The sequence below is a fragment of the Roseibium aggregatum genome, assembly GCF_014692675.1.
GTDB lineage: Bacteria > Pseudomonadota > Alphaproteobacteria > Rhizobiales > Stappiaceae > Roseibium > Roseibium aggregatum_C.
The window spans coordinates 26,099-40,193 of record NZ_JABFCZ010000013.1 but is presented as its reverse complement, the minus strand read 5'-3'; the positions used below and the strand labels follow the sequence as shown (position 1 = coordinate 40,193).

Genomic DNA, 14,095 nt, shown 5'->3' with positions numbered 1-14,095 from the left:
AAACAGGGCCGGCGCTTTTGGCGTCCGGCCCTAAGTTTATGAAGATCCGCCGGGGGAGAGCGGATCTCGGGGAGGGGACGACGGACCGTTTCTGTCCGTCTTCCTTGATATGGGGATGCGTGCGGCCTTGCACCAGAGGCTGCGACAAGCTGTCAATTGAAAATTGCTTTTGCGAAATGGCGCCCGGGCTTCGATCTTGCAGCGCAAAAAAAATGCCGGGTCAAGGACCCGGCAGTTTAGATTTTGATTTCACTGCATTTTGCAGTGGAATCACCTTCCAGAGGGGAACAGCTGGCAGATAAGGCGCTGCTGGGAGGAACGAGCTGCGCCAACTGACCAACAGTGATGCTTATATGCAGTGCACAAGCTGGTGAAACAAGAGGCAGGCGTGCAGATCTGGTATGCAAAAACCGAATGGCTTTTATAATACGCTGATTTAAAAGGGTTTATTGCAAAAATCAGGCGTGAAAAAGTGCAACTCTTGATGTTATTTTCGCAGATTTCAATGAGCGCCCGGTCCGGATCTCAGGAATCTGCATAATTTGCAGTCAGATTGGGCATGTCTATCAAATGGGCAGACGATTGCCTCAGTAAACCCAGGTTTCGGCATTGGCGACGAGGAAGTCGCGGAACACTTTCACCCGTGCGGTGTTCTTGAGTTCCGACGGATAAACGAAATAGGTGTCGAACGAAGGCACCTTGTCCTCCAGTTCGGTCAGGACCTGCACCAGGCCGCTGTCCTTCTCGATGATATAGTCGGGCAGTATGGCAATGCCGACGCCGGTCTGGACGGCGCGCTTGATGGCCACCAGGTTGTTCACCTGCAACACCGAGCGACGTGGATCCGCCGGTGTCCGCCCGGCCGTGTCGAGCCAGTTCATGTCGCGCAGATAGGCCGGGGCCTGTTCGCCGAAGGTGACGATCCGGTGCTTGTCCAGATCGTCGATGCTGCGCGGGGTGCCGAAGCGTTTCAAATAGCTCGGTGCCGCGTACACGTGGAAATGCACGGTGAAGAGCTTGCGCTGAATGAGGTCCGGCTGGGTCGGCAGGCGCAGCCGGATCGCGACATCGGCCTCGCGCATGCCCAGGTCCAGTTCGTCGTCGTCGAAAATCAGCTGCAGCTGTACATCCGGATAGAGGTTGATGAAGTCGTTGATCCTGGAGGTCAGCCATGTGGAACCGAGGCCGACGGTGGTCGTCACCTTCAGCACGCCGGACGGTTTGTCCTTGCTGTCGGAAAGGCGACTCTGGACCGATTCCAGCTTCATCAGGACATCGGCGGCGGTCCGGTAAAGCAGTTCACCCTGTTCGGTGAGCAAAAGACCGCGGGCGTGCCGGTGAAACAGCGGCACGCCCAGATCCTGTTCCAGGGAACTGACCTGACGGCTCACTGCCGACTGGCTCAGGTTGAGCACATCGCCGGCGTGGGTGAAACTGCCGGCCTGGGCGGCGGCATGGAAGATGCGCAGTTTGTCCCAATCCATGTCACACGCCCCCGCTTGCTGTTTATTTGCCAGGTTGCCGTCTTATTCCGCCGGTTCGGGTGCGGAGGCTTCATGTTCCGCCAGAAACCGTTCCGCTTCAAGCGCTGCCATGCAGCCCATGCCGGCCGCGGTGACGGCCTGGCGATAGATGTCATCGGTCACGTCGCCGGCGGCAAAGACGCCCGGGATGGCCGTCTTCGTGCTGTCGGGTGCCGTTTCCAGATACCCGTTGGGCTTGAGCGGAAGCTGTCCCTTGAACAGCTCCACCGACGGCGCGTGGCCGATGGCGATGAAGACGCCGTCGGTCGGAATTTCCTGCGTTTCGCCGGTTTTGGTATTTTTCAGGCGGACCCCGTTGACCGCCTTGGGAATGCCGCCGCCCAGAATTTCATCGACCGCGTGGTCCCAGATCACCTCGATCTTTGGGTGCTTGAGCAGGCGATCCTGCAGGATGCGTTCCGCGCGCAGGCTGTCGCGGCGGTGAACGAGGGTGACCTTGGAGGCAAGGTTGGCCAGATAAAGGGCTTCCTCGACCGCCGTGTTGCCGCCACCGACAACCACCACTTCCTTGTTGCGGTAGAAAAATCCGTCACAGGTGGCGCAGGCGGAGACGCCGGCGCCCATGAAGTCCTCTTCCGACGGCAGGCCGAGCCAGCGGGCCTGGGCGCCGGTGGCGATGACCAGCGCATCGGCGGTATAGGTCGTGCCACTGTCGCCTTCCATGCGGAAAGGGCGCTTCGACAGATCGACCTTGAGGATCGTGTCGTAGACGATCTTCGTACCGACGTTTTCAGCCTGCTTTTGCATCTGTTCCATCAGCCACGGGCCCTGGATAGGGTCGGCAAAGCCCGGATAGTTTTCCACATCGGTGGTGATGGTAAGCTGGCCGCCCGGCTGGATGCCGGCGACAAGCGTCGGCTCCATCATGGCGCGGGCGCCGTAGATTGCCGCGGTATAGCCGGCAGGTCCCGAGCCGATGATGAAAAGCTTGGAATGCTCGGTGGTCATGGGTGATGCGCCTCGTCTCGTTCGCCTTGCCTGTCGCGGGCGGCCGCCGTCGGGACGGCCGGATCCGGTATTCTTTTGTCAGCCCGCCCGATGTCTTGCGAATCTCTGCAGGATTTCGCTGGCGATCATCGGCGTACTGTCCAGCGGCTCGTAGGTAGTGTTTTTTAGCGGCCCCGGAAAGGGGTGAATGATCCCAAGTGAGGTCAAAGTCCCCAGAAAGCGGTCAATTTTCGGGTGATTGCCCTGGGGCGTGAACACGTGAACCGGTTTTCCGGTGGCTGCCGCCTCGCCGATCATGTTGGTCGAATCGGCCGTCGCGACAACGGCATCCGCCTTGGCGAGATAGGCGGAGAGGGGATTTTCGCCGCTGCCGTCCCACAAGAGACAGCTTCCGGATGCGGCAAGTTGTTCCAGCCGCCTCTTGAGCGATTCCGGCGTCCTGCGGGATGCGGTGATCATCAAGGAGGCGCCGTCTTGCTCCTGAAGCCGTGCCAGACCAGCCATCAGGCTTTCGATATCGTCTTGGGTAAAGGTATGATGCCGGCTGTCGCCGCCGATCAGGACGGCCACGCGCGGATGGGACAGGGGATCGATGTCCGGGTGCGGCCTAGTCCGAAGATCCGCCAGGACCTGACGGGAAAACCGGTGCGGGGCGGTGGGTGTCACGAGGACGTTCGTGCCGCGCAGGCTGTCGTGCTCGGGCACCCAGATCAGGTCGGCGGTCTTCGGGCCGGTGCGCGGGTCCTTCAGGAACACGGTAAAGGTCCGTCCATCAGAGGCCTTCTTGACTCGCCTCAGATAGGGAACCGCGCGCCGTCCCGATGCGATGACGATATCCGGAAAGGGTGGGGCGATCGGGCTGCCGGGCCGGCTTTCGCTTTCGCGCGGGTCGACGGGGCCCCACGGCATCATCCAGGAAAAGGGCGGGCGGGGCGCGACACGGCGGATCCCGTAAGCGGTCCCGAGCGCCTCGGCGACGCCGATGCATTGGGTTTCGTCCCCCGCCTTGCCGTCTGTCAGCACCCAACAACTTTCTGGCAGTGGCGGTGTATGCACGGGATTCCTGTTGTGATGTTTCTGAATCATGCGCGATTTTGTTATAGTCTTGCACAAATGCGCAAAAAATCATAATTCGGCTGAGGTGAACCGTCCGGCCGGATTTGCGGCAGAACGGTATTCGATTTTCCAGATCAAGGCCGTATCCGGGCTGGCCGGACAACGCAATACGGCCCGGGAGACCAAGAGTGAAAGCGCGGCTTGATGCAATCGACTGGCACATCCTGAAAGAGCTGCAGGAAGACGGGCGGATGACGAATGTCGAACTCGCCCGCAGGGTCGGAATATCCGCCCCTCCCTGCCTGCGCCGTGTCCGCGCACTGGAAGAGGCCGGGCTGATCCGCGGCTACCGGACGCTTCTGGATGAAAAGCAACTGGGTTTTGACGTGACCGCATTCGCCATGGTCGGGCTGCACAGCCAGAAAGAGGCCGATCTGATCGCCTTTGAGAAAACGGTCCAGGCCTGGGATGTCGTGCGCGAGAGTTACATGCTGTCCGGAGAAGTCGATTTTCTTCTGAAATGCGTGGCTCCGGATCTGCAGAGTTTCCAGAATTTCGTCATCAGCGAATTGACGGCTGCGCCAAACGTGGCGAGCGTGCGCACTGCCCTGACCATTCGTCGAACCAAAGATGAACCGATTGTTCCAATTGAAGACTGATGATCAATGTTGAGTAACGCAACGTAAGCTATATTTGTGATATTATATATGTATTATATTAATTCTTGATTATGGGCGGATTTAGACGATTTTTTGGCATTCTCCGCCAAAATCGTTTCGAGTTTACTGCACATTAACACTGCGCTCTACATGCTTGCCTACGTAGATCAACTTACTCGCAAAAGACGAGGTTTGATATCGGGCGGCGAGACGGGCCCCGGTCTCAAAGGCTTTTGCAGGGGGGCGGAGTGGGGACGACGCTGCAGATTTCCATTGATGATATTCCCGATGGGGTCCTTATCTGCGACCGCACCGGCACCATTCAGGCGTTTAACGGCGCGCTGGAGCAGATTTTCGGATACGCGCGCGAAGACCTGATTGGCCGGAAAATCGAAATCCTTGTCCCCGATCGGTTTGCAGGTCATGCGAAGCTGCGTGAAACCTATGCGTTGAATCCGGTTTCCAGGCCCATGGGGTCGGTGCAGCGGATCTTCGGCAGGCGCAAGGATGGATCGGAAATCCCGCTCGATATCTCCTTGAGCAAGCTGAACGCGAACGGCGATATAATCTGTTTTGCCCGGGATGTCTCGGAGCACGTGAGGCTGGCGGAAGAAATCAGGAAATCAGCCTATTTCGATCCGGTTACGGGCGCCTTGAACCGGCGGGCCTTCAATGAGGACCTGGCGGAAGCCATGTCCGGGATCGATGCCCGTGCGAATGGCGTCTGTATCGGCCTGTTCGATCTCGACCATTTCAAGGATGTCAACGACACGCTGGGTCATTCCGTCGGTGACAAGTTGCTCGTGGCTTTTTGCGATCGGCTGCGCGAGGTCATGCATGAAAAAATGCGCCTTTACCGGATCGGGGGAGACGAGTTCGCCCTGATCCTGCCGACCTGCGCCGACCCGCAGAATGCCTTCGCCTTCGTCGAAACGGCGATCTGGAATGTGCGCAAGCCTGTTTTCATCGGTGCCCATGAAATCACGATCGGGTGCAGCGCGGGCGTCGTGCATGCACCTGAGAACGGGATTACTCCCGACGAGCTGATGAGCAATGCCGACCTGGCGCTTTACGAAGCCAAGATCATCCGCGGGCGGGTTTCCAGGTTTACCCCCGATCTGCGGGAGGCGGTCGAAGAGCGTTTCGCACTCATGCCGGAATTGAAGGCGGCGTTGGAAAAGGATCAGTTCGAACTTCACTTCCAGCCGCAGATCGATATCCGCAGCGGCCGGACCGTCGGCGCGGAGGCGCTGCTGCGGTGGAACCACCCGAAAAGAGGCCTGCTGGCACCGGACTGCTTTATCGATCTGATCACGGGCAGCGAGATGTCTGTCAGCATCGGCCGCTGGGTTCTGTTTCAGGCATGCGCCCAGGCGCAAAAGTGGCGCGCGCTTGCCGGACGACCGCTGAAAATCGCGGTCAATCTGTTTCCGAGACAGACCTATTCCAAGTCCCTCGTCAACGATGTGACCTGGGCGCTGGCCGATACCGGTCTGGACGCCGGATCGCTGGAGCTGGAACTGACCGAAAACACGATCCTGGATTCGTCTGACAATTTCATCGAGGTCCTGGGTTATCTCAGGGGCCTGGGGGTAACGATCGGACTGGACGATTTCGGAACCGGATATGCCTCCTTGAACAGCCTGACCAGATACCCGGTCGATACGATCAAGGTGGACCGCAGCTTCGTCTCAGGGTCGGCCGGCAAACCGGAAAACCAGGCGGTTCTGCGGACGATGGTCATGCTTGCCCGCGAATTCGGACTGGTATCGGTCGCCGAAGGGGTGGAAACCGCGGAGGAGGCGCAGATCATTCAGCAGATTGGCTTCAATCTCGGTCAAGGCTACAACTGGAGCCGTCCGATCAGCGGCCCCGAATTCGAAAAGCTCCTGAAATCCGGTGGGCGCAAACCGCCGGCGGCGGCCACAGGTCAGGCCGAGGCGTCCGACGACAGGGAAATCCAGGCTGTCGGCATGCCTGACATTCATGGTCGGTCCCGGCAGGTATCCGTCTGACCGCTCGTGCATGCAGGAGGAAATTCAATGACCGTCAAACGCGTCGTCACCAATATCGCCTCCCCGGACACGGGGGCGGCCGCCCGTTTCTACGGCGAAGTTCTGGGCATGGCCATCGTTATGGACCATGGATGGCTCGTGACATATGCCGATTCCGGATCGGCAATGCCTCAGCTCAGCATTGCCAGCGAAGGCGGATCGGGAACCGAAGTCCCCGACCTCTCTGTGGAGGTCGATAATCTGGATGAGGTCCTGGAGCGGGCCCGGGACCGGGGCTTCCCGATCCTCTACGGACCGGTGGACGAACCGTGGGGCGTCAGGCGTTTTTTCGTTCGCGACCCTTTTGACCGCGTCGTCAACATCCTCCAGCACCAATAACCGTCAGGCACCCGCGCGGCTGCCGTTGCAGCGCGCCACGCGGTGCCGTCTATGCGGATTACGGGAGGATCTGATCCGGCCGCAGGACCGGGTCCGGATCAGATGAATTGAACGTCAACGATCTCGTAGGACCGTGCCCCGCCGGGAGCGGACACTTCGACGCTGTCGCCGATGGTCTTGCCGATAAGGGCGCGGGCGATCGGCGAAGATATGGAGATCTTGTTCTGTTTCACGTCGGATTCCACGTCGCCGACGATCATGTATTTCTTCTCTTCCTCGGTGTCCTCGTCGATGAGGGACACCGTGGCGCCGAACTTGACCACATCGCCGGACAGTTTGGTCACGTCGATCACTTCTGCGCGCGAGAGCTTGTCCTCCAGCTCGGTGATCCGGCCTTCATTGTGGCTCTGGGCTTCCTTGGCGGCGTGATACTCGGCGTTTTCCGACAGATCGCCATGCGCGCGGGCTTCGGCGATCGCATCCACGATACGCGGGCGCTCGACCGACATGCGCTGCTTCAATTCCTGTTCCAGCATCGCGTAACCGGCGGAGGTCATCGGAACTTTTTCCATTGGTCACAGACCTTCAGCTTACCGGGCCCTCTTTCCAGGACCTCGCATCATAAAAAGAAACCCAGCCGGGAAAGGATTTCTTTCCCGGCCGGGGGGCTAGCCCACATTTCTCACACTCCCTTTGCCCTGTTGTCTGTTTCCGTGATGCAGGGCAAAGGGAGTGTGAGAAAGGCGGGCCGGATAATAGCCTCAAGCGAAGTAAGATTGCAAAGGTCTCACTTCGAGGTTGCCTTTCTTGTGAGCGACGATGCCCTTGGCGGCGGCAACCGAGCCGGCAAGGGTGGTGTAATACGGAACCTTGTTCATCAGCGCGGCCTGGCGCATCGAGCGGCTGTCGAGCAGCGCCTGGGCGCCTTCGGTGGTGTTGAAGACAAGCTGGACTTCGCCGTTCTTGATGGCGTCGACAATGTGCGGCCGGCCTTCCAGAACCTTGTTGATTTTCTTGCAGGAAATTCCCTTGTCCTGCAGGAAGCTCTGGGTTCCGCCGGTGGCGATGATGTTGAAGCCCGCCTGTTCCAGCATGCGCACGGCCTCGACCACGCCTGCCTTGTCCGGATCGCGCATGGAGACGAAAACCGTCCCCTTTTCCGGCACGCCGGTCCCGCAGGCGATCTGCGACTTGGCGAATGCGGTGGAAAAGGCGCCGTTGAGGCCCATGACCTCACCCGTTGAACGCATTTCCGGGCCGAGAACCGTGTCGACGCCGGGGAAGCGGGTGAAGGGAAAGACGGCTTCCTTGACGGCGACGTGCTTCAGGTTCTTTTCCACAAGTCCGAAGGAGGCGAGGCTTTCGCCCGCCATGATGCGGCTTGCGATCTTGGCGACCGGGTCGCCGATGGTCTTGGCGACGAAAGGCACGGTGCGCGAAGCGCGCGGGTTGACTTCCAGGACATAGATGTCGCCGTCCTTGATGGCATATTGCACGTTCATCAGCCCGCCGACCTCGAGGGCCAGGGCAAGGGCGGTGGTCTGGCGCTTCAGTTCCTCGATGATGTCCTTCGACAGATTGTAGGGCGGCAGGGAACAGGCGCTATCGCCGGAGTGGATGCCGGCTTCCTCGATATGTTCCATGATGCCGCAGACGAAGACGTCCTTGCCGTCGCACAGCGCATCCACGTCCACCTCTACCGCCCCGTCCAGATAGCGGTCGAACAGCAGCGGGTTGGTGCCGAGCAGGGTGTTGATCTGGCCGGTCTTGTCGTTCGGATACTTCGCCCGGATGTCGCCGGGGACGAGTTCGGGCAGGGTTCCGAGCAGGTAGGAATTGAGCGCTTCCTCGTCGCGGATGATCTGCATGGCCCGGCCGCCGAGCACATAGGACGGGCGCACGACCAGCGGCAGGCCGAGCTTGCCCGCGATCAGCCGGCCCTGTTCGACGGAATAGGCAATGCCGTTTTCCGGCTGCTTCAGGCCGAGCTTGACCAGAAGTTTCTGGAACCGGTCACGGTCCTCCGCCAGGTCGATCATGTCGGGCGAGGTACCGAGGATCGGCACGCCGGCCTTCATCAGCGCCTGGGCGAGCTTCAGCGGCGTCTGGCCGCCGAACTGGACGATGACGCCGTGCAGCGTGCCGTTTTCCTGCTCCTTGCGGATAATCTCCAGAACGTCCTCTGCAGTCAGCGGCTCGAAGTAGAGCCGGTCGGAGGTGTCGTAGTCGGTGGAGACCGTTTCCGGGTTGCAGTTGATCATGATGGTTTCATAACCGACCTCGTCCAGGGCGAAGGCTGCATGACAGCAGCAGTAATCGAACTCGATCCCCTGGCCGATCCGGTTCGGTCCGCCACCCAGGATGACGACCTTCTTGCGGTCGGTCGGGGCCGCTTCACAGGCGGGCTTGCCCATGAAGGGAGCCTCGTAGGTGGAATACATGTAAGCGGTGGGGGAGGCGAATTCCGCCGCGCAGGTGTCGATGCGCTTGTAGACCGGGTGCACGTCAAGCTCCGCGCGCAGCTTCGCGATGTCGGCCTCGTCCTTGCCGGCAAGAGAGGCCAGCCGGGCATCGGAAAAGCCCATGGACTTCAGCTTGCGCAGCATCTGGGTGTTCTGCGGCAGACCGTGCGTGCGCACCTTGTCTTCCATTTCAACGATATCGGCGATCTGTTCCAGGAACCAGGGATCGATGGAACAGGCCTGATGGATTTCCTCAAGGCTCATGCCAAGCCGCATGGCCTGGGCGACATTGAGGAGCCGGGTCGGCGTCGGGACGGAGATCGCGGCGCGGATCGCGTTCTTGTCGTCGCCCTGATCGAGGCCCGCAATCTCGGTCTCGTCCAGTCCGGTCAGACCCGTTTCAAGGCCGCGCAGCGCCTTCTGCAGACTTTCGGCAAAGTTGCGGCCGATCGCCATCACTTCGCCGACGGATTTCATCGCCGTGGTCAGGACCGGTTCGGAGCCGGGGAACTTTTCGAAGGCAAAGCGCGGGATCTTCGTCACCACATAGTCGATGGAGGGTTCGAAGGAGGCCGGGGTCGCGCCGCCGGTGATGTCGTTTTCCAGCTCGTCCAGGGTGTAGCCGACGGCAAGCTTGGCCGCGATCTTGGCGATCGGGAAGCCTGTCGCCTTGGACGCAAGTGCGGAGGAGCGCGACACGCGCGGGTTCATTTCGATGACGACAAGGCGGCCGTTGTCCGGATTGACGGCGAACTGCACGTTCGAGCCGCCGGTTTCCACGCCGATCTCGCGCAGCACCGCAATCGAGGCGTCGCGCATGATCTGGTATTCCTTGTCGGTGAGCGTCAGCGCGGGCGCAACGGTGATCGAGTCGCCGGTGTGAACGCCCATCGGATCGACGTTTTCAATGGAACAGATAATGATGCAGTTGTCCGCCTTGTCGCGGACCACTTCCATCTCGTACTCCTTCCAGCCGAGCAGGCTTTCGTCGATCAGCACCTGGCCGACCGGTGACGCGTCGATCCCCGAGCGGACGATGGTTTCGAATTCCTCGCGATTGTAGGCAACCCCGCCGCCGGTGCCGCCGAGGGTGAAGGCCGGGCGGATGATGGCGGGCAAGCCGATGTCGTCGAGCGCCTTCATGGCCTCCAGGACGCCGGTGGCACGGTCGTAGCCGATGATCTTGCCCTTCTCGTTCCGGATTTCCGGAGACGAGGCGATGGCGGCGCGCGGGTTCTCCAGGCCGATGACATCCATGGCGGCGCGGAATTTCTCGCGGTCTTCCGCCTTTTCGATGACGTCGGCCCGGGCGCCGATCATCTCGACGCCGAATTCTTCAAGGACGCCCATCCTTTCCAGATCGAGCGCGCAGTTGAGCGCCGTCTGGCCGCCCATGGTCGGCAGCAGGACGTCGGGGCGTTCCTTCTCGATGATCTTGGCGACGATCTCCGGCGTGATCGGCTCGATGTAGGTGGCATCGGCCAGGTCCGGATCGGTCATGATCGTCGCCGGGTTCGAATTCACCAGGATGATGCGGTAGCCCTCTTCTCGAAGTGCCTTGCAGGCCTGCGTACCGGAATAGTCGAATTCGCAGGCCTGGCCGATCACGATCGGACCGGCGCCTATGATGAGAATTGAGGAGATGTCAGTACGTTTTGGCATCGGGGCTCGCATCGGCCGTTTCCGTGCAGGCATGGCTGCCCGCCGGTTCGGCTCGTTCCATTATGAGTGTCAATGTTGGCTGAGCGCGTCTTATAGGGAAAACTGTGAGGCGTGGAAACCCCGCGCGGGGGCTAAATTCCTTTTTCACAGCGCGTTGGCGCGCAAAACGTTAATTCTTGGCCGGAGCTTCGTCGGGCGGCAGGACATTATTGCCGTCAAAATCGCCGATTCCTTCCGACAGGGCATAGCAGGCGAGACGAATCGACTTCGGAATTTCGACCGGCCGGCCATCCCGGTTGCCTTTTTCGTAATACTGGATCATCCGCTTCTTGAGACCCAGCTGTTCGGCGGCTTCCTTCTGCTTCAGCCCGAGCGACCGACGCCATTCACGGAACTGGTCGGGGCTCATTACAGGGGCGCCATTTGAATTTTTTGTATCGGCCATGTCTTCTATCGTGCTTGCCGGTCGAGCAAATATCCGCGCATTTGCGGGCAAGATGTCCGAAGTCTCTCGTGTTCGGCGGTTCAATCGATTCCGGCGCCGGCGGTCCTTCCCGGGTGCAAAGCCGGAGCCGGGAACTCCTTAACCGACAAAATAGTGAAGCGCCACATAAGCTTCATCCGGAAACAGAAAAATCTCGAACCGGCCGGACTGTCAATGCGCAAGTGCACTATGTGCCACAATTGCCGAAGAGGGCGGTTGCCCGGACAAATCGTCTCATGCGTGAAAGTATTTGGCTTCTAGTGTTGTTTTCCTGCATTTTTTTCGAAGGGGGCGTTGACCTTCGTGTCGGTTGCATTTCAAACTGTTCAAGCTGAGACTATTCGAGCCGGAATTGTTAACAAATAAAACAAAGCCGAATAGATCACTCTGGAATATTGACGTTTCTACAGAGGTCGTTGTTTATCTTTTCGCCGGCGAAGAGGATGGAAGCTCGTTTTTTATCTGGACATTTGTTTATACGCTGGCTTTATTTTCAAACGTATATTTCATGTAAATATTATCGATAATTAATATAATAAAGCGACTTCGAAGCTGTGCTTCTCTGCAAAATTTGCATAAAAATCATAAGTTGCAGTTTATGTGTTGTGAAAACATCTCTCTTATTAAAAAAATGCTATTTTTTGGCAATTCGCGCCAAATTTTTGAAAACGACGTGGATTAGCTGTTCGAAAATAGTGTAAGAGAGTTATGTGAAAGCTTTCGCGGTATGGGGTCGGCCGCTGTTGTGCCTGTCAGTCATGTGTAGCGATAGGGGTTGCAGCGATCCTGAGTATCCGGCGTGTGGGATTCGATGAATACGGAGGTGGGCCGTGTCGTTGAATGCCGGATAGTCGCCTGACCGTGCAAAATAACGAGAAACTATCGGGCAAGTTTGATGAACAACATAGCTATGAACATAGTCGCCGTTCCGGATATCGCGGGGCCGGTTGAAGATGCCGCAACCGAAAACGAGGTTCTTGCGATTTCCGAGATGTCGGAACTGTTCGGCGTCACACTCCGAACACTCCGGTTTTATGAGGAAAAAGGCCTCCTTCATCCTGTAAGGCGGGGTGCGCGCCGCTTTTACGGCTCAAGGGATGTCGGGCGGATGCGGGTTATCCTGCAGGCCAAGAAGATCGGTTTGACGCTGGCGGAAATCCGCCGCGTGATCAAGCTGGTGGAAAGCGATACGCCGAAAGGCGACCAGTATCGCGAACTTCAGGGCATCTGCCAGGCGCAGCAGGAAATGCTGCACGAGCAGAAGGCGCTTCTGGACGAGCAGGTTACCGAAGTCGACACCGTCCTGACGGCGTTGAACAAACTGGTGGCCGCCAACTAACGGCATTCGTACTGCGTCTGCTTTCTCCGGCGCAGGGACGAATCGGCACGCTTTGTCGACAAAAAAAGGCCCGGATGCTTCCGGGCCATTTTTTGTTTTCGCGCCAATTTGTTTTGAGTGCCGGCCGGTCAGGCCGCCTTTTTCGTTTCCCGCATGAAATCGGTGAAGCGCTTGAACAGATAATGGCTGTCGCGGGGACCCGGCGAGGCCTCCGGGTGATACTGAACGGAGAACACCGGCTTGCCCTTCAGGCGGATACCGCAGTTGGACCCGTCGAAAAGGGACACGTGGGTTTCTTCCACGCTGTCCGGCAGGCTCTTGGCATCGACCGCGAAGCCATGGTTCATGGAGGTGATTTCCACCTTGCCCGTGGTGTGATCGTGCACCGGGTGATTGGCGCCGTGGTGGCCCTGATGCATCTTCACAGTCCTGCCGCCAAGGGCCAGGGCCAGCATCTGGTGACCGAGGCAGATCCCGAAGACGGGAATGCCGCGCTCGATGAGCGCCTTGATCGTTGCCGTCGCGTATTCGCCGGTTGCAGCCGGATCGCCCGGTCCGTTGGACAGGAAAACACCGTCCGGCTGATGCGCCAGGACTTCTTCAGCCGTCGCCGTTGCCGGCAGCACGGTGACATCGCAGCCGGCTTCCGTCAGCAGGCGCAGGATATTGCGCTTGATGCCGAAGTCGAGCGCGACCACCTTGAATTCGGCCGCGCCGGCCTTGCCGTAGCCTGCGTCCCACTTCCAGGTGGTTTCGTCCCAGTGGTGGGTCTGCGTCGTGGAGACGTCCTTGGCAAGGTCCATGCCTTCAAGGCCGGGCCACTCCGCGGCCTTCTTCTTCAGGGCATCCAGATCGAACTTGCCGTCCGGCGAATAGGCGATCACCGCGTTCGGCACGCCTTTTTCACGGATCAGGGCGGTCAGGGCCCGGGTGTCGATACCGCTGATGCCGATGATGCCGCGGGACTTGAGCCACTGGTCCAGGCGCCGGGAGGCGCGATAGTTGGACGGATCGGTCACGCTGGCGTTCACCACACAGCCGCGAATACCGCTGTCGGCGGCCATGTTGACCGTTTCGATGTCTTCTTCGTTGGTGCCGACGTTGCCGATATGGGGAAAGGTGAAGGTGATGATCTGGCCGGCGTAGGAAGGGTCGGTCAGGATCTCTTCGTAGCCGGTCATTGCGGTGTTGAAACAGATTTCGCCAACCGCGTCGCCGGTTGCGCCAAGGCCTTCACCCTCGATCACGCTGCCGTCGGCAAGTACGAGTAGGGCTGTCGCCGGCTTTATGGACCATGCGTCTGCAGTCGTCATGTCTTGCGTTCCAGGTGTTGTTGGTGACATCATGCGCTGCAGGAAGGGCGTGAGCGCGCGGGCCGGGGCCCGTCAGATTGCCATCTGCATTAAGCGCGGGACTCTATGGGAAGCTATCTCGATCGTCAACAGAGTTCCTGTGAAAAAAAGGCTATATCTTTCAATAACTTGCTTTGATATGGGTTGAAGGCGGACTTGGGGCGCACTAAAGTTTGCCGCAGCCGCGGGGGCAGTG

The 14,095-nt window shown here is 59.3% G+C and carries 11 protein-coding genes; 4 read left to right on the top strand and 7 right to left on the bottom strand.

What is annotated here, in order from left to right; translation table 11 throughout:
- Positions 1-587 precede the first annotated feature (587 nt).
- The 3 genes from HK439_RS12785 to HK439_RS12775 all read right to left on the bottom strand — a co-directional run bounded on the left by HK439_RS12785 (position 588) and on the right by HK439_RS12775 (position 3,515).
- Positions 588-1,484: a LysR family transcriptional regulator gene (locus tag HK439_RS12785; RefSeq protein ID WP_190291900.1), complete on the bottom strand. Its 897-nt coding sequence runs from the start codon at positions 1,482-1,484 to the stop codon at positions 588-590.
- Positions 1,485-1,526: 42 nt separating this feature from the next.
- Complete coding sequence (gene trxB, locus HK439_RS12780; RefSeq protein ID WP_190291899.1) at positions 1,527-2,492, bottom strand: thioredoxin-disulfide reductase; 966 nt, start codon at positions 2,490-2,492, stop codon at positions 1,527-1,529.
- A gap of 78 nt (positions 2,493-2,570) precedes the next feature.
- Complete coding sequence (locus HK439_RS12775; RefSeq protein ID WP_328804153.1) at positions 2,571-3,515, bottom strand: mitochondrial fission ELM1 family protein; 945 nt, start codon at positions 3,513-3,515, stop codon at positions 2,571-2,573.
- A gap of 221 nt (positions 3,516-3,736) precedes the next feature.
- Between HK439_RS12775 and HK439_RS12770 the strand changes: the two genes are divergently transcribed.
- From HK439_RS12770 to HK439_RS12760, 3 genes are all read left to right on the top strand, one after another.
- Positions 3,737-4,207: an Lrp/AsnC family transcriptional regulator gene (locus HK439_RS12770; RefSeq protein WP_190291897.1), complete on the top strand. Its 471-nt coding sequence runs from the start codon at positions 3,737-3,739 to the stop codon at positions 4,205-4,207.
- A 248-nt stretch (positions 4,208-4,455) separates the two neighbouring features.
- Complete coding sequence (locus tag HK439_RS12765) at positions 4,456-6,222, top strand: putative bifunctional diguanylate cyclase/phosphodiesterase (protein WP_190291896.1); 1,767 nt, start codon at positions 4,456-4,458, stop codon at positions 6,220-6,222.
- A 27-nt stretch (positions 6,223-6,249) separates the two neighbouring features.
- On the top strand, positions 6,250-6,600 hold the full coding sequence (locus tag HK439_RS12760) for a VOC family protein (protein WP_190291895.1): 351 nt from the start codon (positions 6,250-6,252) through the stop codon (positions 6,598-6,600).
- 98 nt (positions 6,601-6,698) lie between these two features.
- On the opposite strand, the gene greA is transcribed toward HK439_RS12760, so the two are convergent.
- From greA to HK439_RS12745, 3 genes are all read right to left on the bottom strand, one after another.
- Positions 6,699-7,172, bottom strand: coding sequence for a transcription elongation factor GreA (greA, locus tag HK439_RS12755; protein ID WP_190291894.1), 474 nt, complete (start codon positions 7,170-7,172; stop codon positions 6,699-6,701).
- A gap of 189 nt (positions 7,173-7,361) precedes the next feature.
- Positions 7,362-10,724 carry a carbamoyl-phosphate synthase large subunit gene (gene carB / locus HK439_RS12750; protein WP_190291893.1) on the bottom strand — a complete coding sequence of 1,121 codons (3,363 nt, stop codon included), beginning with the start codon at positions 10,722-10,724 and terminating at the stop codon, positions 7,362-7,364.
- A 169-nt stretch (positions 10,725-10,893) separates the two neighbouring features.
- Entirely contained in the window at positions 10,894-11,133 is a 240-nt protein-coding gene (locus tag HK439_RS12745) for a helix-turn-helix domain-containing protein (protein WP_235987854.1), read from the bottom strand.
- 970 nt (positions 11,134-12,103) lie between these two features.
- Here HK439_RS12745 and HK439_RS12740 point away from each other — a divergent pair.
- The gene (locus HK439_RS12740) at positions 12,104-12,547 is read left to right on the top strand and encodes a MerR family transcriptional regulator (RefSeq protein WP_190291891.1); all 444 of its coding nucleotides are present in this window, start codon (positions 12,104-12,106) and stop codon (positions 12,545-12,547) included.
- Positions 12,548-12,675: 128 nt separating this feature from the next.
- On the opposite strand, the gene carA is transcribed toward HK439_RS12740, so the two are convergent.
- Complete coding sequence (carA, locus tag HK439_RS12735; protein ID WP_190291890.1) at positions 12,676-13,860, bottom strand: glutamine-hydrolyzing carbamoyl-phosphate synthase small subunit; 1,185 nt, start codon at positions 13,858-13,860, stop codon at positions 12,676-12,678.
- Positions 13,861-14,095 lie beyond the last annotated feature (235 nt).

Coding starts and splice junctions, on each gene's coding strand:
- trxB (WP_190291899.1), bottom strand. CDS start 2,492: ATGACCACCGAGCATTCCAAGCTTTTCATCATCGGCTCGGGACCTGCC.
- HK439_RS12760 (WP_190291895.1), top strand. CDS start 6,250: ATGACCGTCAAACGCGTCGTCACCAATATCGCCTCCCCGGACACGGGG.
- carA (WP_190291890.1), bottom strand. CDS start 13,860: ATGACGACTGCAGACGCATGGTCCATAAAGCCGGCGACAGCCCTACTC.
- HK439_RS12785 (WP_190291900.1), bottom strand. CDS start 1,484: ATGGATTGGGACAAACTGCGCATCTTCCATGCCGCCGCCCAGGCCGGC.
- greA (WP_190291894.1), bottom strand. CDS start 7,172: ATGGAAAAAGTTCCGATGACCTCCGCCGGTTACGCGATGCTGGAACAG.
- HK439_RS12745 (WP_235987854.1), bottom strand. CDS start 11,133: ATGAGCCCCGACCAGTTCCGTGAATGGCGTCGGTCGCTCGGGCTGAAG.
- carB (WP_190291893.1), bottom strand. CDS start 10,724: ATGCCAAAACGTACTGACATCTCCTCAATTCTCATCATAGGCGCCGGT.
- HK439_RS12740 (WP_190291891.1), top strand. CDS start 12,104: ATGAACAACATAGCTATGAACATAGTCGCCGTTCCGGATATCGCGGGG.